Origin of the sequence: Mesorhizobium sp. LNHC232B00 (assembly GCF_000502435.1) — a bacterium.
In the GTDB taxonomy this organism is placed as follows: Bacteria; Pseudomonadota; Alphaproteobacteria; order Rhizobiales; family Rhizobiaceae; genus Mesorhizobium; species Mesorhizobium opportunistum.
Window position 1 is genome coordinate 128,078 of record NZ_AYWP01000001.1, and the last position, 22,226, is coordinate 150,303.

21 protein-coding genes and 1 pseudogene are annotated in these 22,226 nt (G+C 63.1%); 10 read left to right on the plus strand and 12 right to left on the minus strand.

Going from position 1 to position 22,226, the window contains the following annotated elements; translation table 11 throughout:
* The 7 genes from X743_RS167885 to X743_RS167855 form a co-directional block, all read right to left on the minus strand.
* Entirely contained in the window at nucleotides 1–2,298 is a 2,298-nt protein-coding gene (locus X743_RS167885; RefSeq protein WP_245264144.1) for an ASKHA domain-containing protein, read from the minus strand.
* 52 nt (nucleotides 2,299–2,350) lie between these two features.
* Entirely contained in the window at nucleotides 2,351–3,325 is a 975-nt protein-coding gene (locus tag X743_RS167880) for a methyltetrahydrofolate cobalamin methyltransferase (protein ID WP_023763391.1), read from the minus strand.
* Between the two features lie 81 nt (nucleotides 3,326–3,406).
* Entirely contained in the window at nucleotides 3,407–4,498 is a 1,092-nt protein-coding gene (locus X743_RS167875; RefSeq protein ID WP_013894976.1) for a methylenetetrahydrofolate reductase, read from the minus strand.
* The gene (locus X743_RS167870; protein WP_023763392.1) at nucleotides 4,495–5,124 is read right to left on the minus strand and encodes a methylenetetrahydrofolate reductase C-terminal domain-containing protein; all 630 of its coding nucleotides are present in this window, start codon (nucleotides 5,122–5,124) and stop codon (nucleotides 4,495–4,497) included. The genes X743_RS167875 and X743_RS167870 overlap by 4 nt, the downstream gene beginning before the upstream one ends.
* Complete coding sequence (locus tag X743_RS167865; protein ID WP_023763393.1) at nucleotides 5,117–5,419, minus strand: virulence factor; 303 nt, start codon at nucleotides 5,417–5,419, stop codon at nucleotides 5,117–5,119. The genes X743_RS167870 and X743_RS167865 overlap by 8 nt, the downstream gene beginning before the upstream one ends.
* Before the next feature lie 305 nt (nucleotides 5,420–5,724).
* Complete coding sequence (locus X743_RS167860; RefSeq protein WP_023763394.1) at nucleotides 5,725–6,507, minus strand: formyl transferase; 783 nt, start codon at nucleotides 6,505–6,507, stop codon at nucleotides 5,725–5,727.
* A gap of 114 nt (nucleotides 6,508–6,621) precedes the next feature.
* The gene (locus X743_RS167855; protein ID WP_023763395.1) at nucleotides 6,622–7,197 is read right to left on the minus strand and encodes a DUF4893 domain-containing protein; all 576 of its coding nucleotides are present in this window, start codon (nucleotides 7,195–7,197) and stop codon (nucleotides 6,622–6,624) included.
* Between the two features lie 150 nt (nucleotides 7,198–7,347).
* Here X743_RS167855 and X743_RS167850 point away from each other — a divergent pair, with 150 nt between their 5' ends.
* Nucleotides 7,348–8,271 carry an NAD(P)-dependent oxidoreductase gene (locus X743_RS167850; protein ID WP_023763396.1) on the plus strand — a complete coding sequence of 308 codons (924 nt, stop codon included), beginning with the start codon at nucleotides 7,348–7,350 and terminating at the stop codon, nucleotides 8,269–8,271.
* A 1-nt stretch (nucleotide 8,272) separates the two neighbouring features.
* Here X743_RS167850 and X743_RS167845 read toward each other — a convergent pair whose 3' ends face one another.
* On the minus strand, nucleotides 8,273–8,917 hold the full coding sequence (locus X743_RS167845; RefSeq protein WP_023763397.1) for a DUF1638 domain-containing protein: 645 nt from the start codon (nucleotides 8,915–8,917) through the stop codon (nucleotides 8,273–8,275).
* Between the two features lie 65 nt (nucleotides 8,918–8,982).
* Here X743_RS167845 and X743_RS1000000170160 point away from each other — a divergent pair, with 65 nt between their 5' ends.
* A complete protein-coding gene (locus X743_RS1000000170160; protein WP_013894983.1) occupies nucleotides 8,983–9,117 on the plus strand; it encodes an entericidin A/B family lipoprotein in 135 nt (44 codons plus the stop codon).
* Between the two features lie 100 nt (nucleotides 9,118–9,217).
* On the opposite strand, the pseudogene X743_RS01000000168495 reads toward X743_RS1000000170160, so the two are convergent.
* A pseudogene (locus X743_RS01000000168495) lies at nucleotides 9,218–9,980 on the minus strand (B12-binding domain-containing protein).
* 290 nt (nucleotides 9,981–10,270) lie between these two features.
* On the opposite strand from X743_RS01000000168495, the gene X743_RS167835 reads away from it, so the two are divergent.
* From X743_RS167835 to X743_RS1000000172670, 6 genes are all read left to right on the plus strand, one after another.
* Nucleotides 10,271–11,845, plus strand: a complete 1,575-nt coding sequence (locus tag X743_RS167835; protein ID WP_013894985.1) for a trimethylamine methyltransferase family protein — start codon at nucleotides 10,271–10,273, stop codon at nucleotides 11,843–11,845.
* 97 nt (nucleotides 11,846–11,942) lie between these two features.
* Nucleotides 11,943–12,623: a 4Fe-4S dicluster domain-containing protein gene (locus X743_RS167830; protein WP_023763399.1), complete on the plus strand. Its 681-nt coding sequence runs from the start codon at nucleotides 11,943–11,945 to the stop codon at nucleotides 12,621–12,623.
* A 105-nt stretch (nucleotides 12,624–12,728) separates the two neighbouring features.
* Nucleotides 12,729–13,466, plus strand: a complete 738-nt coding sequence (locus tag X743_RS167825; protein ID WP_023763400.1) for a dienelactone hydrolase family protein — start codon at nucleotides 12,729–12,731, stop codon at nucleotides 13,464–13,466.
* Nucleotides 13,467–13,535: 69 nt separating this feature from the next.
* On the plus strand, nucleotides 13,536–14,096 hold the full coding sequence (locus tag X743_RS167820; RefSeq protein ID WP_023763401.1) for an RNA polymerase sigma factor: 561 nt from the start codon (nucleotides 13,536–13,538) through the stop codon (nucleotides 14,094–14,096).
* A gap of 2 nt (nucleotides 14,097–14,098) precedes the next feature.
* Complete coding sequence (locus tag X743_RS167815) at nucleotides 14,099–16,255, plus strand: VWA domain-containing protein (protein WP_023763402.1); 2,157 nt, start codon at nucleotides 14,099–14,101, stop codon at nucleotides 16,253–16,255.
* A 210-nt stretch (nucleotides 16,256–16,465) separates the two neighbouring features.
* Nucleotides 16,466–16,735: a hypothetical protein gene (locus tag X743_RS1000000172670; RefSeq protein WP_023763403.1), complete on the plus strand. Its 270-nt coding sequence runs from the start codon at nucleotides 16,466–16,468 to the stop codon at nucleotides 16,733–16,735.
* Nucleotides 16,736–16,750: 15 nt separating this feature from the next.
* Here the strand turns inward: X743_RS1000000172670 and bmt are convergent, their stop codons facing one another.
* Nucleotides 16,751–17,773 (minus strand): betaine--homocysteine S-methyltransferase, encoded by a 1,023-nt coding sequence (gene bmt, locus X743_RS167805; RefSeq protein WP_023763404.1) that lies wholly within the window; start codon nucleotides 17,771–17,773, stop codon nucleotides 16,751–16,753.
* 116 nt (nucleotides 17,774–17,889) lie between these two features.
* Nucleotides 17,890–18,747: a helix-turn-helix transcriptional regulator gene (locus X743_RS167800; RefSeq protein ID WP_023763405.1), complete on the minus strand. Its 858-nt coding sequence runs from the start codon at nucleotides 18,745–18,747 to the stop codon at nucleotides 17,890–17,892.
* Between the two features lie 228 nt (nucleotides 18,748–18,975).
* Here X743_RS167800 and X743_RS167795 point away from each other — a divergent pair, with 228 nt between their 5' ends.
* Together X743_RS167795 and X743_RS167790 are read left to right on the plus strand one after the other, a co-directional pair.
* The gene (locus X743_RS167795) at nucleotides 18,976–19,986 is read left to right on the plus strand and encodes a fatty acid desaturase (RefSeq protein WP_031257344.1); all 1,011 of its coding nucleotides are present in this window, start codon (nucleotides 18,976–18,978) and stop codon (nucleotides 19,984–19,986) included.
* 92 nt (nucleotides 19,987–20,078) lie between these two features.
* Nucleotides 20,079–20,906 carry a PhnD/SsuA/transferrin family substrate-binding protein gene (locus X743_RS167790; protein WP_023763407.1) on the plus strand — a complete coding sequence of 276 codons (828 nt, stop codon included), beginning with the start codon at nucleotides 20,079–20,081 and terminating at the stop codon, nucleotides 20,904–20,906.
* On the opposite strand, the gene X743_RS167785 is transcribed toward X743_RS167790, so the two are convergent.
* The gene (locus X743_RS167785; RefSeq protein WP_023763408.1) at nucleotides 20,871–22,226 is read right to left on the minus strand and encodes a Xaa-Pro peptidase family protein; all 1,356 of its coding nucleotides are present in this window, start codon (nucleotides 22,224–22,226) and stop codon (nucleotides 20,871–20,873) included. The two genes, X743_RS167790 and X743_RS167785, sit on opposite strands and share 36 nt — an antisense overlap.

The window sequence follows — 22,226 nt, forward strand, 5'->3', positions numbered from 1 at the left end:
TCATCTCCCTTGAAGAGCAGCGGCGGCCGAGGGTTTATTCGTGGCCGCCGTGCAATGCCGGGTAAATGCGCCTGCCATGTATCGGATGGATTTCGCGAAAACAGCGTTTTGGTTTCCGGATCGGGCGATCCGGAAACATTTGCATACAAATGAAATTGAATGCGTAAGGGCGGGGCCTATTCCCGGCCGCGCCTTGCCGCGTGACCTTCGCGTGAACGCCGGCGCGGTGTGGCGTCGCCGGCGACGCCATCCTCGCTGACCGTCTTGCGTGGCGGCAATTTCACCGCCGCCGACAATTTCGGGAACGGATCGACCTTGTTNGCCATCCTCGCTGACCGTCTTGCGTGGCGGCAATTTCACCGCCGCCGACAATTTCGGGAACGGATCGACCTTGTTGGGCAGCGCCATGGCATAGACGAAGTGCTCCTGGAATTTCGGCTCCAGTGCGGTCTCGATCTTCTCGATCTGGCTCACCGTCTCCTCGATCTCGCGGCGATAGCCGCGATTGAGCAGCGCCATGCGCGCACCGGCGCCGGCGGCGTTGCCGACGGCCGAGACCTTGTCGAGATCGCAATCGGGGATCAGCCCCAGCACCATGGCGTATTTCGGATCGATGAAGGAACCGAAGGCGCCGGCGAAGTGGATGCGGTCGACATGCTCGGTGTTCTGCTTTTCCATCAACAGCTTGGTGCCGGCATAAAGGGCCGCCTTGGCAAGCTGAATGGCGCGCACGTCGGTCTGGGTGATGGTGATCTTGGGCCCATCCTCCTTTGACGCAGAGCCTTCCTTCAGCACATAGGAGAAGGTGCGGCCATTGGCGACGACGCGCGGCGAGCGCGCGGCCAGCGATCCGTCGACGACGCCATCCTCGGAAATGATGCCGGCGAGATACATCTCCGCCACGATCTCGATGATGCCGGAACCGCAGATGCCGGTGACGCCGGTCGCCTGCACACTGTCGAGGAAGCCCGGTTCGTCGGACCACAGTTCGGAGCCGATGACGCGGTATTTCGGTTCCAGCGTCTCCGGATCGATGCGCACGCGCTCGATTGCGCCGGGGGCGGCGCGCTGGCCGCCGGAGATTTCGGCACCCTCGAAGGCGGGACCGGTCGGAGAAGAGGCGGCCACGACCCGCTTGCGGTTGCCCAGCACGATCTCTGCATTGGTGCCGACATCGACGATCAGCATCATCTCGTCCTGGCGGTGCGGGCCTTCCGACAGCGTCACCGCCGCCGCATCGGCGCCGACATGGCCGGCGATGCAAGGCAGCATGTAGAGCCGGGCGCCCTGGTTGAGCTTCAGGCCGATGTCGGAGGCCTTGATGCGCACCGCTCCGGAGACGGCAAGCGCGAAGGGCGCGCCGCCGAGTTCGGTCGGATCGATGCCGAGGAACAGATGGTGCATGATCGGATTGCCGACGAAGACGGAATCCAGGATGTCGTTGCGCTGGACGTTGCCTTCCGCGCAGACCTTGTCGACAAGGCTGGAGATCGCTTCGCGCACGGCGACCGTCATGCCTTCCCGGCCGTCCGGGTTCATCATCACGTAGGAGACACGGCTCATCAGATCCTCGCCGAAGCGGATCTGCGGGTTCGACGTGCCCGACGAAGCGGCGACACGGCCGGACAGCAACGACACCAGATGCATGGCGATGGTGGTCGAGCCGATATCGCAGGCAAGGCCATAGGCCTCGTTCTTGAGGCCCGGCCACAGTGCGATGACCCGCGCGATGTCGCTGTCGGCATCCTTGTGGATGGCCGCGGTGGCGGTCCAGTTGCCCTTGCGCAGGATGCCCTGCACCTGCGGTAGCAAATAGAAATCGAATTCGAGGTTCTTGAAGCCCCAGTCCTTCATCAGCGCGATCTTGAGCCGATCGAGGTCGCCTGATGGATTGTGCATGTCGGGCTCTTCGATCTCGACATAGCACATGCGGATCGCGGTATCGCGGGCGATCACCCTGGTGTCGGCATCCTTGCGGATGGTCTGCGCATTGATGACCGTGTCCTGCGGCACGTCGATGACGAGGTCGCCGAGGATCTGCGCCGAGCAGGAGAGGCGGCGCCGTTCGGGCAGGCCGCGCACGCGCTCGTAGCGCTCTTCCTTGGGACCCTTGGGCGAAATGTGGTCGTTGGACGAGACAATCTTGTGCTTGGCGAAATTGCCTTCCTGCACCTCGACCTGGCAGCGCCCGCACGTGGCGCGTCCGCCGCACACGCTTTCGACATAGACGCCAAGCTGGCGCGCGGCATCCAGGACCGGCGTGCCGACAGGAAACCGCCCGCGCTTGCCCGACGGCATGAACAGCACGAGCGGATCGGTGATGTTTGCAGGTGAATTCACGATTGCGCGCTTATCCCCGGCCCATCCGGGCCTCACGACCGCCACGGCGGCGGCCACCATTGCCGGCGCCATCGCCCGGCGCATTGACCGCTGTCGGCGCCGCGACCGCTTGGCCGCCTTCGGCCGGCTTGTAGTCCTTGTAGGTGCGGATCCAGTTGGTGCAGTTCTCATCGGTGCCGTTCAGCACATTGGCGCCGCGCACGGCTTCCATTTCCTGCGGACGCACCGGGTTCATGATCGCCGAGGTCATGCCGGCGCCGATCACCATCGGGATGAAGGCGGCGTTGATGCCGTGGCGGTGCGGCAGGCCGAACGAGATGTTGGACAGGCCGCAGGTGGTGTTGACCTTGAGTTCCTCACGCAGGCGGCGCAGCAGCGCGAACACCTGGCGGCCGGCATCGCCCAGCGCGCCGATCGGCATGACCAGCGGGTCGACGACGACGTCATGCGCCGGAATGCCGAAATCGGCACAACGCTGCACGATCTTCTTGGCGACGGCGAAACGCACGTCCGGATCCATCGAGATGCCGGTCTCGTCATTGGAGATGGCAACGACCGGCACATTGTATTTCTTGATCAGCGGCAGGATGGCTTCGAGCTTTTCCTCCTCGCCGGTGACAGAGTTGACCAGCGGACGGCCCTTGGCGACCTTGAGCGCCGCTTCGATCGCGGCGGTGACGGAGGAGTCGATCGACAGCGGCAGGTCGACCAGGCCCTGGACGATCTCCAGCGTCTGCACCAGCAGCGCCGGCTCAGTCGCGTTGGGGTCGACGGCGGTCACGCCGGCATTGACGTCGAGCATGGTGGCGCCGCAGGCGGCCTGTTCCAGCGCGTCCTTGATGACGGTCTCGAAGTTGCCGGCGATCATCTCGGCGGCGAGCTTCTTGCGGCCGGTCGGGTTGATGCGCTCGCCGATCACGCAGAAGGGCTGGTCGAAGCCGATGATGATTTCTCGTGTCGCCGAGGCGACGATGGTCCGGGTCATGAAATCTCTCCGTCGTGATATAAAGAGTTCTTTATATCGTTATCTCTTCTCGATCAAGTGAATGGTCGCTCTCCGCACGGATCAATGCGCGGTCTTCACCATGTCCACCTGGGTTTCGGTAATCTCGTCGTGCAGGATGTGGTCGAGCCGGTCGGCGACCATCTGGTCGTCGCGGCGAATCTCACGCTTCCATGGCTGGCGGCCCTTGAGTACGCCCGATTCATCGACGATCTCGGCGACGTATTCCTCCTGGCGGTAGGCCATCACATGGATGCCCGAGACGCCGGGGATTTCCTTCACCTCGTTGATGATGTCGGTGCAGAGCTGCTTGCCTTCCTTCTTCTGGTCCTGGGCGCCCTCCAGCCGCTTGATAATGGCATCCGGGATATGGATGCCCGGCACGTTGGAGCGGATCCACTTGGCCGTCTTGGCCGAGGCGAGCGGGCCGACCCCGCACAGGATGAACACTTTCTCGGTGTGTCCGAGATCGCGCGCTTTCTGCATGAAGGTCCTGAACATCGGCACGTCGAAACAATACTGCGTCTGTACGAACTGCGCGCCGGCGGCGATCTTCTTGCCGAGATGGATCGGGCGGAAATCGAAGGGCGGCGCAAACGGATTGACGGCGGCACCCAGGAACAGCTGCGGCGGCGTGGTGAGCTTGCGGCCGGACAGGAACTTGCCGTTGTCGCGCATGATGCGGCAGGTCTCGAGCAACGACATGGAATCGAGGTCGAACACCGGCTTGGCGCCGGGCTGGTCGCCGGCCTGGACGCCGTCGCCGGTCAGGCACAGCATGTTGGCGACGCCCATGGCGGCACCGCCGAGCACGTCGCCCTGTATGGCGATGCGGTTCTTGTCGCGGCAGGCGATCTGCATTATCGGTGCATAGCCCATGCGGGTCAGCAGCGCGCAGATGCCGACCGAGGACATGTGGCAGTTGGCGCCGGACGCGTCGACCGCGTTGATGGCGTCGACCCAGCCGTCGAAGATCTTCGCCCTGTTGTAGACGTCTTCCGGGTCGGCGCTGTCTGGTGGATTGAGCTCGGTGGTCACCGCGAATTCGCCGCGCCGCAGCACGCGCTCGAGCCGGCCACGCGAGGTGTGGCCGGGCAGGGGATCGAGCGGCAGGTGAATGCCGGCCGGGTTCTCATCACGCTGGCGGCCGATCATGCGGCGGCTCCGGTCTTGGCATCTGCGGTTTTGGCATCGGCCGCGGCCTGACGGGCCGCCGCCGCCTGCGCGGTGACGCGCAGCCAGGCCGAGGTTTCGCGCAGCGACTGGTCGACCGGCTTCTGCACGGCCAGGATCTTGTCGGAGTTGACCATGTTTTGCGAGCCTTCCCAGGCCTTGACCCAGACGCAGGGCATATCAGGCTCGACCTCGCAATTGCCGTTGGCGCGCACGCCGCCGCAGGGGCCGTTGCGCAACTGCTTGGGGCAGTTCATCGGACACGACATGCCGGTCGAGGACAATATGCATTGGCCGCACATGCGGCAGTCGAACATGAAGCCTTTTACGCGCTTCTCGACGAACTTGATCGGGGCCTCGACGCGGCCGTAGCCGATGCCTTTCCACAAGGGATGCAGCAGCAGGAACATGTCGGCGAACCTGGAGTAGAACCATTCGAGCAATCGCGAGTGCCGGATCGACCACAATCTGACGGCGAACGAGCGCTGCACGCGCCGCTGCGGCGACACGTCGGCCGGCTTGTAGTCGGATTTCGGCGCTGCCTTCTTGTTGAGCGTGGCCTGAGTAACCGCCGCCCCTTCCTTGTTGACGGGAGTGGTCTCAGACATTTTCTTTGCCGCCCGCCTTTACCAGAGCGACCAGCCGCTCACGGTCATACTTCGCGTCGATATCGTTGAATGCCTTTTCGACCTCGGCTTCGAGGTCGTCGCCGACCGGAACCGGATCGGCCTTGCGCCATTCGGCCAGATAGTCGTCCGTGCCGCCGGCGCCGGTGCGCATGGCGCACATGTCGATCGCCTCGGTGAAGCGCAAAGGCAGCTCACGCTTGGCATTCTGCCGGCCCTTCTTGACGATGACCTGGGCAGGGATGTCGCGCCAGTAGACGACGATCAGATCGGCCATGAATTCTCACTCCCGTAGAGCGCCGTGCCTCCACTTGGATGCACAAAGGACGCTCTACCACTTCAAGTTCGCAGCATCATGCTTTCCGAAGATCGGGTCCGATTTCGGGACGATGCAGCAACTGCGAGCATTGCCGCATGCGCAATGGGGCCGCTTGTTATGGGACGACGCGCGCGCATTCAAAAGCGACGCATTTCAATGTCGTAAAATGAAAGGTGCGTTTATTCGTTTCCGGCACGGGCGACGGCAGGCCCAGCGCGACGGAAAAGCCGGCGTGCGGCAAGTGGCTCGGGGTGAGGAATCCGCTACCAGATGCCGGTTCTGATGCCTGTCCAGACGTAGAACCAGATCGTCGGGTGGTACCATTGCCGCGACGGCAGGCCGGGGTCGAAGGTGGCGAGCTTTCCGGCCAGCACGTCGCTGACGGCCTCGACGCAGATGTCGAGCGAGAATGCGGTCTGCCGGAGCGCATAGCTGGAAATGGTGTCGCCCCGCTTGGGCTGGCCGCGAACCTGTTTCAGCACCGCACCGGTGTCGACGCCGGGATCGACCAGATGCACGGTGGTGCCGAAATTCTGGCGATCGCCCGATGTCAGGGCCCAGTAGCCGCCATTCATGCCGCGGTATTTCGGCGTGATGCCGGCGTGATAGTTGAGCACCGGGCAAGGCATCCTGGCCAACATGTCCTTCGACAACAGCCGGCAGCCGTTGAGCAGGACGACGCCAGGCTGGAGCTTCTGGATCGCCTCGAGGCACTCCGGACCGTTTGCCGAGGCAACATGGATGATCTCCTGGTCCCGCCTGGGCTCGGTCTCGAGTTTCTCCTCGGCGATCAACCGTGCGGTATGGCTGACGAGGAACCGTTTACCCAGCCTGCTCAGCACCATCGTGCCAAGCTGGCCGATGGCGGAGATCCAGCCTTGGCGACGAGCCCGGCCAATTAGCAATTGCTTTTTGGATTCAGGGGTTTCGAGGACGACGCTTACAGGACCGACGCGGTCCGCGATCGCGTTGATCATGGCCCAGACATGCTGGCCTCCTCCGGTGACGACCACGATCGGACGCGGACTGGACTGCGATGCTGCCATGGATCTTGCCACCCTCCAAGCGACCCGTTCTCGACAATGGGCCGGATGCTAGGCGGGGCGGGTTAATTGTTGGTGTGTCCAAAGCTCGCCAGGCAAGACATGAAAGGACCCGGGTCAGCGCTTGAATTCGAGGATGTCGAGCTTCGATTCATAGTAAGGGGCGGGAAATTCGATGCGCCATTCGCTGGCGCCGGTGCGGAAGGCATAGCCGACCTGGTCGCTCTGCGGACCGCTGCCGTAAGGCTTTGCCGGATCCTCGTTGACGGTGAAGGAGCCGAGATAGATGGCACGCTTTTCGCCGTCGTCGAAGAAGCGGCCCTTGGTGCGCTGCGAACCGCTCACCTTTTCCAGCCGCCAGCCGGAGCCGTCATCGGTCACCTTGCACTTGAACCAGCCATAGATGACGAGCGCCGACGTTCCGCCCGCCTTGATGGTGCGGCACTGCCAGTTGCCGGTCAGGTCCTTGTCGGAAAAGGACACCAGGGGCTTCGCAACCAAGACGTCGAGCTGCTTGACCTCGGCCGGGTTGCCGGCCTTCGCCTCGGCAAGTGCCGCCTTGCGCGTCTCGCCATATTTGTCGAGGCGGGCCTTGTCGGCAGGTGTGATCAACTTCTGCACCTCGCCGTCGGCAAGGGCGGGCAGGGTGCAGCAGAGCAGGCCGATGGCGGCGAAAAGGGGACGAAGGATCATCTGGAACTCCCTGGATAAAATGGCAATCGATAAAAAATGGCAGTTAATGTCTGGAGCGGTGCCGCTGCCAGCCGATGCCTGACTTTACCGGGTCGCTCGCGCCTGTCATCCGTGCTTAACAGCGTCACCATCAAAAATCATGGTGCGCGCATGCGAATCTTGCTCACGGGGTCATCGGGCTGGCTTGGCAGCGCGCTGGCGCCGCGGCTGCGGGGCCTTGGTCACGAGGTGATAGGTCTTGACCCGGTTCCATCTGTTGAAACGCAGATGATCGGCTCGATCGCCGACCGTGACCTTGTCCTGCGCACGGTCGGCGACAACCGCATCGAAGCGATCATCCACAGCGGCGCGCTGCACAAGCCCAACATAGAAAGCCACGCCAACAGCGATTTCGTGGCGACCAATGTGCAGGGCACGCTGAACCTGCTCGACGCGGCGGTGGCGGCCGGTGTGGAGCGCTTCGTGTTCACGTCGACGACCTCGCTAATGATCTCGCAGGCGATACGCGACGGGTTCAGTGGCGGCGCGCGCAAGGCCGCCTGGCTGACGGAGGCGATGTCGCCCGAACCACGCAACATCTATGGCGTCACCAAGCTTTCGGCCGAACATCTTTGCCGTCTCTATCATCTTCAGCATGGCCTGCCGGTGGTCGTGCTGCGCACGGCCCGCTTCTTTCCCGAAGCCGACGACATGGCGCATGCCATCGAACAGTCTGATGCCAACACCAAGGCGAACGAATTGCTGTTCCGGCGGCTGACCGTCGAAGACGCGGCCGAGGCTCATGTCGCTGCCTTGGAGAAGGCGCCGCAGCTTGGCTTCGATATTTTCATCGTCTCGGCGGCGACTCCGTTTCAGCCCGGCGACTGCGACGCGCTGATTAGGGACGCGCCATCGGTCGTCGCGCGCTATTTCCCTGACTTTCCGGCGCTTTACGCGGGAAAGGGCTGGACGATGTTTTCCTCCATCGACCGGGTCTACGATGCGTCGCGGGCGCGGGACAGGCTGGGTTTCGTCTGTAAGACGAGCTTCGCCGATGTGCTGGCGGCGCTGCGGGTGGAAGAGAGTCCGGCTTAGATTAGCGCTGGCGCGGGGCGGCGCCAGCCGCGGCTTGTGCCATTCCGGCCGTCAGGTCGCCATAGCCCGTCGCGCGCCGCTCATAGGCGAGGCCGAGCAGGGCGGCGGCCTTTTCCGCGACCTTGTCGAGCTCCGGATCGTCGGTCTGGGCGAGATAGATCAGCTTCTCGTAATTGCCGAAATAATCCTTGATCAGCTCCGGGTGCTTGTCGAGGCCGAGCGGCTTCATGAAGAAGGCGTCGAACTGGCGGCACAGGAAATCCGTCATGTAGAAGGACATCATGTCGTCGTCGGCGACCTTCGCATAGGCGTCCATCCCCTGGTAGAAGGCGAAGCAATGCGGGCCGTCCATGCGCTCGACGCCGTGCTTCTCGCAGACCCGGTCGAGCAGGCCGCCAGTGCCGCAATCGGCATAGCCGACGAAGATATGCTTGTGGCCCTCCGCCTTGGCCTTCTCGATCGCCTTGTCCATGGCGGGCGCGATGCGGTCGGGATAGAAATGAAACTCCGCCGGCAGACAGGTCAATTCGAGGTGATCGAGCCCGAGCTGTTCCTTGACGGCCAACACCTCGCGCGCAATCATCCCGCAGGCGATGACGAGCAGCCTGTCTTCTTGATTCGGTTTCGTTTTCAGTGTTTTGGCCATGGAACCAGCCGAGCTGGCCTTCGTTGCTGCGGGGTTAAATTTAGCTATTGAGGGAGACACCATCCATGAAACTACTACGCATCGCACCAATCGCCATTCTTGCCTGTGCGCTGGCCCTTACAGCTTGCGCGAACACTGTCCGCGGCGTCGGCAAGGACGTCAAGTCGACGGCCAGGGCGGTCAAGGACACCGTCAACTGATCGGCAGTCTCGCCCGTCATTTGGGAACAAAAAAGCCGCGCTGCAAGGCGCGGCTCTTTCCGTTGGCCATGCCGGCCACTGTTCATGCCGGATTGGCCAATCAGGACGCAGCGCGCACATTGTGCTTGCGCTTCATGTAGTCCTTGGCGGTCTCGACCGCCACGGCGGCATCGCGGCAATAGGCGTCGGCACCTACGGCCTTGCCGAATTCCTCGTTGAGCGGCGCGCCGCCAACCAGCACGACATAGTCGTCGCGGATGCCCTTTTCCTTCATCGTGTCGATGACNCGCGCCGCCAACCAGCACGACATAGTCGTCGCGGATGCCCTTTTCCTTCATCGTGTCGATGACGACCTTCATGTAGGGCATGGTCGTGGTCAGCAATGCCGACATGCCGATGATGTCGGGCTGGTGCTGCTCGATGGCATCGAGATATTTCTCGACCGCGTTGTTGATGCCAAGGTCGATGACGTCGAAGCCGGCGCCCTCCATCATCATGCCGACCAGGTTCTTGCCGATGTCGTGGATGTCGCCCTTGACGGTGCCGATCACCATCTTGCCCTGCTTGGGCGCGCCGGTGGCGGCCAGCAGCGGACGCAGGATGAACATGCCGGCCTTCATGGCATTGGCCGACAACAGCACCTCGGGAACGAACAGGATGCCGTCGCGAAAATCCTCGCCGACGATGCGCATGCCTTCGACCAGCGCCTCGGTCAGCACCTTGTAGGGCACCCAGCCGCGCTCGAGCAGGATCCGCGTGCCTTCCTCGATCTCTTCCTTCAGCCCGTCATAGAGATCGTCGTGCATCTGCTGCACCAACTCCTCGTCGGAAAGCTCGGAAAGGATGATCTCGTCGTCGGCCATTTTGATCCAACTCCTCACGGCATCGCGACTGCGTCGCAAGGCACAACAGATTTGCGTCCATACCTAACCCGCTGGGGGCGGGTATCCATAGCTGATTTGCGACTTCCCGCAAAAGGAAAGCGACTGGAAAATCTATTGGTTTTCTTGTCGATTTTGCGACAGGCGTTGGCGCGGACGGGCCGTTTCGAATAGGGTGCATGGCTACGATCCGGCGAAAGCCGCGCCATGCGGCCGCAACGGTTACGGACCGGTCCATATCGAGGCCCGGCCATATTCAGGGAAGAGCGATCATGAGCGAACACGCGGCAGTCGACCAGGAAGCGTCAAACGCGCGGCGTGGGCGAGGCGCCAGCGGTGGAGCGGCGGCCAGGCGCGCGGCGCGCTCCGGCGGCGGCCCCGGCACGCAGCTCACCTACATCAAGCGCAAGATCAACGTCTATGAGGTGCTCAACGAAGAGGGCCTGGCGCTGATCGAGAAGAACACCGACACGGTGCTGGAAGAGATCGGCATCATCTTCCGCGACGACGCCGAAGCGCTGCAGCTGTGGAAAGAGGCGGGCGCCGACGTCAAGGGCGAGCGCGTGCATTTCCCGAAAGGTCTCTGCCGTTCGCTGCTGAAGACCGCGCCGTCCGTCTACACCCAGCATGCCCGCAATTCCGAGCGTTCGGTGCAGATCGGCGGCAATGCCACCGTGTTCGCGCCGGTCTACGGCCCGCCCTTCGTGCGCGATCTCGACGGTGTCAGGCGCTATGCCACGATCGAGGATTTCCGGAATTTCGTGAAGCTTGCCTATATGGCGCCGTCGATCCACCATTCGGGCGGCACGGTGTGCGAGCCTGTCGACGTGCCGGTCAACAAGCGCCACCTCGATATGATCTACAGCCACATCAAATATTCCGACAAGCCGTTCATGGGCTCGGTGACCGCGCCGGAGCGCGCCGAGGATACGGTGGCCATGGCCAAGCTCGTCTTCGGCGACGATTTCGTCGAGAACAACACGGTGCTGACCAGCCTGATCAACGCCAACTCGCCGATGGTGTTCGACGAGACCATGCTGGGCGCGCTCAAGGTCTATTCGCGCCACAACCAGGCCTGCATCGTGACGCCGTTCATCCTGGCCGGCGCGATGAGCCCGGTGACGGTTGCCGGCACGCTGACGCAGGTCCTGGCAGAGGTGCTCGCCGGCGCATCGTTCACGCAGCTGATCCGGCCGGGCGCGCCGGTGCTGTTCGGCACCTTCGCCTCGTCGATCTCGATGCAGTCGGGCGCGCCGACCTTCGGCACGCCGGAGCCATCGCTGGTCTCCTACGGCGCGGCACAGCTCGCACGCCGCCTCGGCCTGCCGTTCCGCACCGGCGGTTCGCTCTGCGCCTCGAAAATCCCGGACGCACAGGCGGCCTATGAGAGCGCCAACACGCTGAACTCGACCATCCTGGCCGGCACCAATTTCGTGCTGCATTCGGCCGGCTGGCTCGAAGGCGGGCTGGCGTCCTGCTACGAGAAGTTCATGATGGACATCGACCAGCTCGGCATGACGCAGAAATTCTCCGAGGGCGTCGACCTGTCGGAGAACGGCCAGGCGATGGACGCCATCCGCCAGGTCGGGCCGGGCAGCCACTATCTCGGCTGCGACCACACGCAGGCGAATTTCCAGACCGCCTTCTACCGCTCCAACATCGCCGACAACAATTCCTATGAGCAGTGGCTGGCCGAGGGCGAGAAGACCGCGCCGCAGCGCGCCAACGAACTCGCGCGCCGCTGGCTGGAAAGCTATGAGGCGCCGCATCTCGATCCGAGCATCGACGAGGCCCTGAAGGACTTCATCGCCAAGAAGAAGGGGTCGATGCCCGACGCCTTCACGTGAAAGGAGCCCGAGTCAGGCGGGGCTAAAGTCGCCAACATCATCCACAAGGAAGTCTGGCGGAGCGCGTTCTCCGATCCGGTCAAGAAGGAATGATGTTGTGCGCGGCATGATCGAGGAGATCACGGCCGCGCTTGGCGCCAATGGCCTCATCCTGCGTGGCGGCTTTGCGTTTGCGAACAGCGACGAGGCACCTGATGGCGTCTCGGGCGCGCCGGCAAAATCCGTCTTGCTGGTGGGGCAGGCGGGGGCGGATCCTTGGCCGCATTTCCTGCGCTGGCGCGAGCAGCAGCCGCAGCAAATCGCCAATCCGCTCGACAACTGGTCGCGCCAGGTCATCGGCGCGGTGGCGGAGGCATTCGGCGCACGCGCGGTTTCGCCCTCGGACAAGCCTTATTTGCCATTCCAGAAATGGGCAATGCGGGCGGAGGGGCTGAAGCCGTCGCCGCTCGGCATCCTCATGCACCCGCAATACGGGCTTTGGCATGCCTATCGCGGCGCGCTGCTGTTCGAGGACGAGATCGCGCTTCCGGAGCATAATGAGGCGATCCATCTTTGCGATGGCTGTGTCGAGAAACCGTGCCTGAAATCCTGTCCGGTCGACGCTTATTGCGCTGACGGGTTTGCCTACCAGGCCTGTCTGGCGCATGTACGGGGCGCGAATGGCGGGCCGTGCCGCGGCGGCGGGTGCCTGGACCGCAATGCCTGTCCCTATGGCACGTCCTATCGCTATCCTCCCGAAGTCCAGGCCTTCCACATGGCTGCGTTTGCACGCCTGTAGATCCAGGCGGCATGCCGCACGAAATCTTGAATGCCGCGGCTTCGTTGCGCCTTGCCCATCCGCCCAGCGCCGATATGTATCGCTCGACACTCAGCGGAGCAGGCGATGACGAAGCAGGACCTTCAGATCAACACCTGGGATGGCCTTGCCAAGGCAGGGCTGTTCCGCCCGGCGGACGCTTCTCGGGCCAAGGCCGGCGTCGTGCTCTATATGGATGCGTTCGGGCCACGGCTGACGCTCGACGGCATGGCCGAGCGGCTGGCGAACGAAGGTTATGCGGTGCTGGTACCCGACCTGTTCTATCGCAATGCGCCCTACGGGCCCTTCGATGCCAAGAGCGCTTTTGCCGTGGAGCATACCAAGACCGAGCTGACGGCGCTGATCAGCGGCACGACGCAGGAGATGACGATCCGCGACAGCGGCGACTTCCTCGATGCGCTCGCCCTGGAGGGCGTCACCGGGCCGGTCGGGACAATCGGCTACTGCATGGGCGGCGCGCGCGCGCTGAACGCCGCCGCGAGCTACCCCGATCGCATCGCCGTGGCAGCAAGCTTCCATGGCGGCAATCTGGCCAGCGACGCCGCCGACAGCCCGCATCGCAAGGCGGCCTCGATCAAGGCTCGTGTCTATGTCGGCACGGCCGGTATCGACAGGAGTTTCCCGCCGGAACAGTCGGGGCGGCTGGAGGAGGCGCTCAGAGCAGCGGAAGTCGACCACACGATCGAGAACTATGTCGGCATGGCGCATGGCTGGTGCGTGCCGGACCACAGCGTCTTTGATGCTGCCGGCGCGGAGCGGCATTGGAAACGGCTGATTACCCTGCTTGCGGAAACGCTGGGCTAGGACCGCGGCCAAAAAAATCTTTGCATCACCCCAAGGATCAGCCATTAGCCTTCGTCCTACAGGCAAATGATGGCGATGATGCTGGATGAGAGCGAAGCCTCCGACGCCGAACTGATCGGGCGGGCGAAGGGCGGAGACAGGGGGGCTTTCGGCACATTGCTGGAGCGTCACTACGACTTCGTCTATCGCGCCGCCTATCGCTGGTGCGGCAAGAAGGCGGATGCCGAAGACATCGCCCAGGAAGTCTGCGTGCGGCTCGGCAAGGCGATCCGCGACTATCGCGGCGGCGGCGCCTTCACGACATGGCTCTATTCCGTGACGATGAACGCCGCGCGAGACATGATGCGCAAGACCGCGCGCGAGACCGTCAAGACCGAGGCCTACGGCGTTCATGCGCTGATTTCCGGCGAGGCCTTGGCCGAGAGCGAGGATCCCGCCGAGGGCCTGTGGGCAGCGGTGCGGCAGTTGCCGGACAAGCAGCGCGACGCGGTGCTGCTGGTCTATGGCGAGGGATTGAACCACGCGGCCGCCGCGGAGGCGATGGCGATCTCGGAGACGACGGTTTCCTGGCACATCCATGAAGCGAAGAAACGGCTGAAGACGCTGATGCGTTCGGCCGGGGAAGTGTGACCATGGTCGACGACAACGAACTCAGCAAACTGCGCGGCATCAGGGCGCCGGCGCCTGGCGAGAACGCGAAGGCACGTGCCTTCGAAGCCGCCATGCGTGCCTATGATCAGGAAAATATTTCCACCGTCACCCAAGGATCGGCAGGCGGTCTTCGTCTCACAGAGCGAGCACAAAAGCTCTGGAGCGAGATCATGCAAAAGAAACTTATTGCCACGCCGGCCCTTGCCGGGCTCGTCGCCCTGCCGATCGCCGGATACGCCACCTTCCACCTCCTGAGGGAACAGCCGCCTGAATTCGGCGGCGACGAGAAGATCACCGAGACGCTGGCCGACAAGCCGGCGACCGTGAAGCCGTTGGCCAAGCAGGCGCCGGGAGATCAGGCGGTCAACGGGCCGCTTGCAACGAGCTTGCCGGAGAAAGACAAGAAGGCGGACGCGGATGTGGAAAGCCGCGATGCGACGGATGCCCTTGTGGCACCGGCCTCGCCGCCGAAATCCGAACCCACTGTTGCTGGAGGTTTGGCGCAGCAGAATGCGCAGGGACAGGTTGCGCCGGCTGAACCGGCACCGGCGCGGAGCGGCGGCCAAAGAGTAATCATGTCCTTGACGCCACCTCCACAGGCGGACGACAGCACGTCACGAGCCGCACGCATGCCTGCCGCAGAGTCCAAGCTGATGGCGCCGCAACAGCCTGCCACCGCACCGGCCGATCAGATCGCGCCCCAGGAAGAAAACCGCGACCGCGTCCAGGATTTCAAGACCAATCCGGTGCATGCGGCCCTGGAGGATCCGGTCTCGACCTTCTCGATCGATGTCGACACGGCATCCTATTCCTTCGTGCGCCGTTCGCTCAAGGAAGGCTTCGTGCCGCAGGCCGATACGGTGCGCGTCGAGGAGATGATCAACTACTTCCCTTATGACTGGAAGGGGCCGGACTCGGCGTCGACGCCGTTCAACTCGACTGTCAGCGTCATGCCGACGCCATGGAACACGCACACCAAGCTGATGCACGTCGCCATCAAGGGCTTTGACGTCAAGCCGGCCGAACAGCCGAAGGCCAATTTGGTGTTCCTGATCGACGTCTCGGGCTCGATGGACGAACCGGACAAGCTGCCGCTGCTCAAGTCGGCGTTCCGGCTGTTGGTCAGCAAGCTGAAGGCTGACGACACCATCTCGATCGTCACCTATGCGGGCGATGCCGGCACCGTGCTGATGCCGACGAAGATTGCCGAGAAGGACAAGATCCTCAATGCCATCGACAATTTGCAGCCGGGCGGCTCGACCGCAGGCGAGGCCGGCATCAAGGAAGCCTACAAGCTTGCCCAGCAGTCCTTCATCAAGGACGGCGTCAACCGCGTGATGCTTGCCACCGACGGCGACTTCAATGTCGGCCAGACCGATGATGACGACCTGAAGCGGTTGATCGAGCAGGAGCGCAAGACCGGGGTTTTCCTGTCGGTGTTCGGTTTTGGCCGCGGCAATCTGAACGACGAGATGATGCAGACCATCGCTCAGAACGGCAACGGCACGGCCGCCTACATTGATACGCTGGCCGAGGCCGAGAAGGTGCTGGTCGAGGATGCCTCCTCGACGCTGTTCACCATCGCCAAGGACGTGAAGATCCAGGTCGAGTTCAATCCAGACAAGGTCTCGGAATACCGGCTGATCGGCTACGAGACCCGGGCGCTGAACCGCGAGGATTTCAACAATGACCGCGTCGATGCCGGTGATATTGGCTCGGGCCACTCGGTCACCGCGATCTACGAGATCACGCCCAAGGGCAGCGGCGGCGAGCAGATCGATCCGCTGCGCTATGGCCAGGCGGGGGTGAACAATGGCGGCGTCGCCAATGCGGACGAGTATGCCTTCGTCAAGATCCGCTACAAGCTGCCGAACGAAGACGTCTCGAAGCTGATCACCACGCCGGTGACCTCGGCCAACGAGGTCGCGTCCTTCGACCAGGCCAGCACCGACCAGCGTTTCTCCGTCGCCGTCGCGGCCTTCGGCCAAAAACTGCGCGACGAGGATGCGACCGCCAAGTTCGGCTACGACAAGATCATGGAGATTGCCACCGCCGCCCGAGGAGCCGACCCGTTTGGGTACAGGTCCGAGTTCCTTTCGCTTGTGCGCCTTGCCTCGGCGCTGGGCGGTAACCGGTAGTGGCAATACGCCGGTTCCTCTCAGACGGGGGTCGTTCTGATACGGGGAACCGGCCTACGGGCGGGTGAGGCAGGCCGGCGAGGGATCCATTCCCTTGCCGGCCTTTTTTGAATTTTCCCGGATCGTTAAATTGCACTCGATTTCCGGTACCGGATCGCAACTCCCCTCACGTTACACCGGCGATGTCTACGGGGCTTGAGGGAGCCGGAATTGCAGATCAGGACTATCGCCAACTCGACACCGCCGGCACGAGACGCTTCGGCGGTTTCATCAGCCCCATCATCCGAATCCAGACGCATCAGCGACGATGTCGCGCAGGCGCGCAACACCGCCATGTCGGCGCTGACCAACGACCGCTTCCGCGTCATGCTGGAGCAGATCACCGACCCGGTTTCATCCGGAGCGCTGATGACGATGCACGGCGACAACGTGGTCGATTTCAAGTCGGCGCAGTCGAGCTACGCCGACAACAGCGAGTAACCGAACCCGATAAAGTCAGGCGCGACTGCGGCGACGCTCGCGACGGGCTTCGCTGGTCTCGGCGGTGTTTTCCGTCGCCACCTTGTTGCGCATCGGACCGATGCGCTCGACAATTTTCTCAACCGTCGGACGATCCGCCTTGGTATGCGCATCGAGCGCCTTGCGCATCGCGGCAAGGTGCTGGAACGAGGTGCCGCAGCAGCCGCCGACGATTTTCGCGCCGGCATCGACGGCGAGACGGACATAGTCGGCCATCAGCTCCGGGGTGCCGGAATAGTGGATCTCGGCGCCACGAAATTCGGGAATGCCGCAATTGCCCTTGACGATCACCGTCGCCTCCGGCTTCGCGTCGGTCATGTCGAGCAGCGAGGCGAGGATATCGGAGGCGCCGACGCCGCAATTGGCGCCAACGCCGAGCGGCGATTGCGACAGGCCGTCGGTGACGCCGTGGATGTCTTTCGGCAGCAGGCCCATCATGGTGCGGCCGGCGGTGTCGAACGAGCCGGTGTAGGTATAGGGCAGTCCGACGCGGATTGCCGCTTCGGCGGCGGCGCGGATCTCGTCCGGCGCCGACATGGTCTCGATCCAGGCGACTTCGGCGCCGCCTTCCTTGAGACCCTCGATCTGCTCGGCGAAGGCGTCGACCGCTTCGTCATAGGTCATGGCGCCAAGCGGCATCAGCAATTCGCCGGTCGGGCCGACGGAGCCGGCGACGATCACCTTGCGGCCGGCCTTGTCGGCGACAGCACGGGCGATCTCGGCGGCGCGCTTGTTCAGTGCATGCACGCGGTCCTGCGCATGATGCAGCTTCAGCCGGTGGCGGGTGCCGCCGAAGGAGTTGGTCAGGATGATGTCGGCGCCGGCATCGACGAAGTTCTGGTGCAGGCTGGTGATGGTGTCGGGCGCCGTCTCGTTCAGCAGCTCGGGCGCCTCGCCGGCTTCCAGACCCATGGCGAACAAATTGGTGCCGGTGGCGCCATCGGCCAGCAGCACGCCTTTTTCAGCCAGCAGCGCATCGATCGGGTTGGTCGTCGTCATCGGATTGGCTTTCGTGTTTTGAATTCGAATAAGGATATAAAGAAGTCTTTATGTCTAGTCAATGAAATAGCGGTGAGATTGCCGGTGGCGATAGCCTGCTCACGGCGTCGCGGTGATCAGACAGCGCCTGACGGGAACGCCATCCCGGCCAGATTGCGCGCGAAGCTTGCTGCCTCATGCGGGTTGACGTCGGCGGCTCGGATCAGATTGTCGAAATGCCGGGTCAGCGCCTGGACCGGCTGCGTGGCGTTCAGCACCACATACATGTCGCCGACATAGATGGCGGCGCGATAGGGGCCGAAGATGGTGAGCGGGATCGAATAGCGCATGCGGCCGTCATAGAGAAACAGGCGAAAGGTCGGGTAGAGGTCGTCAAGCAGCGTCGCCATATGAGCGAGCTGCTGCCGGCGGTCGGCCTCCGGAAAGCGGTCCCACACGCCGAGGCCACGCGCGAAGATCTCCAGCGTGTGGCGCGGCATGCAGACTTCCATGTCGGTTTCCGGGCGCCGGTTGTATTCGATGCGGTATTGCGTCTCGCTGGCCTGCGCCAGACGGCTCCTGTTGGTGATATTGGCCTCGTAGTCGACCAGCGCACGCGTGCGCAGAAGGTCGGGGATGCCGGCCGGCACATAGCGGATCTTGGTGCCTGCGGCCTCGGCGAACCATTTGGCGAGCAGCGTTCGGTCGAAACCGTCGGGTGCCTCCTCGATCTCCAAGCTTTCGCGGATTTCACCGGTGACGCCTTCATCCTGGCTTAAGCCCAGCAGCCAGTCGAGCGACACCTTGAATTCGGCGGCGATGTTGAGCAGCGTCTCGGCCCGCGGCAGGCGCGTCGAGGCGCCCGACATCAGCTGCGACAACGCCGAGCGATCGATGCCGACAGCGGTCGCGAAAGCCGACTGGTTCAGGTCGGAGCGTGTCAGGAGCAGCTTCAGACGCTCCCGAAAGATTGCTGACAGGTCCCGTTTGTCCATCGCTTCGCTCCCCGAATCATGAGGAAAAATTTGCGCCGAAGTGGCCGAACCGGCGTCTCAGGCGTAAATGAATCCGTAATGCTGTTTACAATGTATAACATGTGCGGTCAAAAATGCGCAATCGCAACATTTTGTACACTTTGTCTCGTTGAGTAGAATCACTTCTCCTGACACTATGCTGTCAGGAACCATTGGGGTTCCGGCGACTGAGGGGCAGTGGTCGATAGCATGACAGGCAAGAGCATCAAGCGACGCAACGCACCGGCCATCGAATGGCCAACCGTGGTCCTCGCTTTCTTCTGTTACGGAACATGGCTCGCCATCGGTGTCCTGCTCTGGCCGTCTTATCCCATCCTGGCGCTCGCCATCCTTGGCTTCATCCTGGCACTGCAGTCGTCGATCATGCACGAAGTCCTGCATGGCCATCCGACGCGCAGCGCATCGGTCAACGAGGCCTTCGTCTTCCTGCCGATCGGTCTGGTCTGGCCGTTCCGCCGCTTCAAGACGCTCCACTTGCGCCACCACGCCGATGAGCGGCTGACCGATCCGCTCGACGATCCGGAAAGCTACTATCAGGCGCTGTGGCATCATGACGACCTGCCGCCGACGATGAAGTTCCTGCTCAAGATCAACAACACGATGGTCGGCCGATTCTTCCTCGGTCCGTGGCTGTCCTGCATCGGCTTCTTCATCGACGACGCCAAGCGTATGATTGCCGGCGACAAGGCGATCCGCAAAGCTTGGCTGCTGCATGCGGTCGGCCTCGCCATCGTGATGCCCATCGTGCAATTCGGCTTCGGTATTCCGCTGTGGCTCTACATCCTTGCGCCGGTCTGGCTCGGCCAGTCGCTGATCGCGATCCGCACTTTCGCCGAGCATCAATGGTCCGAGCACCCGGAAGGCCGCACGGTCATCATCGAGCGCTCGCCGCTGTCATTCCTGTTCCTCAACAACAATCTGCACTTCGTCCACCACAAGATCCCGACAGTGGCCTGGTACAGACTGCCTCAGCTGTTCCGCGAGCGTCGTGACGAATGGCTGCGGATGAACAATGGCTATGCCTACCCCAATTATTTCGCGCTGATCAAAGCCTATGCCTTCAAGGCCAAGGAGCCGATCGTGCACCCGGTGCTGCGGCGCGCGCCGGAGCCGGGCAGGGCCTTCAAGCCACGTATCCGGGCGCGCAACATCAATGGGCTTGGCACCGCGCCGGTGCCCGCCGAGCCGCCCAAGGAATAATTCCGGGCATCCTGGAAACCCGTGTCGGCCAATTCTGATTGGGCGCCGTGTTTTTGCGATCCTTTCTCGATGCACCATGATTGAGTGTCGGCATGAGTGAATTGGTTGCGGCCTTGCCGATGTATGACTGGCCGGAAGTGCGTGGCGAAGTCGACGCGCAGTGGGCAGGATTGCGCGATGTCTTCCGGCAGAGGGGCATCGACGCGCCGTCGACGATCGTTCGTCGCAATGGCGAGTTGCCGGCGGTACCAGGCGGCATCCGCGACGCCGAGGGAAAACTGATCGCGCCGGATCCGGCGACACTGCCACCTGACAAACTGGACTTTCACAAGCTTTGGCTGCATCCGGCGCTGCTCTTCGCGCAAACCTGCTGGGGTCCCATGGAGCTTGGCCTGTCCCGCCATGTGCAAGTGGTCGGCCAGCCAAGCTACGACGCCTATGAGGGCGGACAGGGCGAGCTCTATTCGAGCGCGCTGGTGATGCGGACAGGCGAAGGGCCGGAAGTGCGATCGCCGGCGGATGGCAGGGCCTTGCTGCCGCTCGATTTGATCCGCGGCAAGCGCTTCACCTTCAACAGTCTCGATTCCATGTCGGGCATCATCGCACCGACGCGTGATCTGGAAGCAGCTGGCGAAAGCCTCGATATCTTTTCCTCGCGCAATGAAAGCGGCGGCCATCGCGGCTCGATCGTCACTGTGGCCGAGGGCAGGGCGGATATAGCGGCGATCGACTGCGAAAGCTGGGCGCTGGCGCAGCGTTTCGAGCCGGCGGCGCGCAAGGTCGTGATCGTCGGCTGGACGGCGCGGCGCAAGGGGCTGCCCTTTATCACCGCCAGGACAACACCGGAAAAAACGATCAAAGCAATGCGTGAGGCCCTTGTAGGGTTAGCCGAGCAGCCTCGCATCCAACGGGTAGGTTGAGAGCTGCTCGTTGCCGGTCTCGGTGATCAGGATCTGCTCCTCGATCTTGACGCCCTCGCGGCCGCCGAGCCGGCCAATATAGCTTTCGACACAGAGCACCATGCCTGGCTCCAGAACGCCATCCGGCGTGTCCGGCATCCAGTCGCTGGCATGCGGCAAAGTCGGGTATTCGTCGGCAAGGCCGACGCCGTGATAGAGCACGCCATAGCGTGTCGGGAAGCAGTCTCCCGGCGGCACCGCCGAGCGGTCGACAAGGTTTCGGAACGAGATGCCGGGACGTATCAATTCGGTGTTGTGCCGGATCTGATCGGCGGCGATGCGGAAGAGGTCGCGCTGTTCGTTCGAAGGTTCTGCGTCGCCGCAAAGCCAGGTGCGCGACAGGTCGGCACAGAAGCCGTAGGGCCCGATCAGGTCGGTATCGAAGGCGACGAGGTCGCCGGCCTCGATCTTGCGCGAGGAGCATTCCTGGAACCATGGATTGGTGCGCGGGCCTGAAGCCAGCAGCCGCGTCTCGATCCATTCGCCACCGCGCGCAATGTTGCCGCGATGCAGTTCCGCCCACAGTTCGTTCTCGGAGATACCGGGCGTCAATGCCTGTTCCATCTCGCCCATCGCGGCCTCGCAGGCGACGATGGCGCGGCGCATGGCGAGGATTTCGTCAGGCGATTTGATCAGCCGCGCGTTTTCCATCACCGCTTCGCCATTGCCGATCGAAATACCGAGGCGAGCGAGTTCCTCGACGCCCTCCGGATCGAGGTGGTCGACGGCGATGCGGTTGTTGCCGTCGCCATGTTCCCTGAGCAGATCGGCGATGCCGGCGGCCCAGCGGCGGACCTTTTGCTCGGTCAGCTCGCCGCTGTAGAGATAGATCCACGACACAGCCGGACGTACCTCGTCGACGACGCCGGAATGGTCGGACAGATGCTCGCAGGAAAAATAGTCGAACAGCACCACAGGACCTTCGGTGGCGACGAAACAATGCCGCGTCGGGTTGTGCGCCACCCACAGCTGCATGTTGGTCGAGTCGGTCGCATAGCGGATATTGACCGGATCGTAGAGCAGGGCGCCGGCATAGCCACGGCGCTTCAACTCGGCGCGGATGCGCTCCAGCCGGTATTTGCGCATCGCCGGCAGGTCGGGGGCAGGAATGCCTGCCGCCGCCCATTCAGCTTCCGCTTGCGTGCCATAGCCCAGCACATGCTGGTTGAGTGACGCCGCCTTCTGGCGGGAGGCGTCGCGCAGGGCATCGATCGAGCCCGGCTCGAAGGGCATGATCTTGCGGTGGCGGCCGAAGCCGCCTTTTGGCCCCGCGCTGTCCAT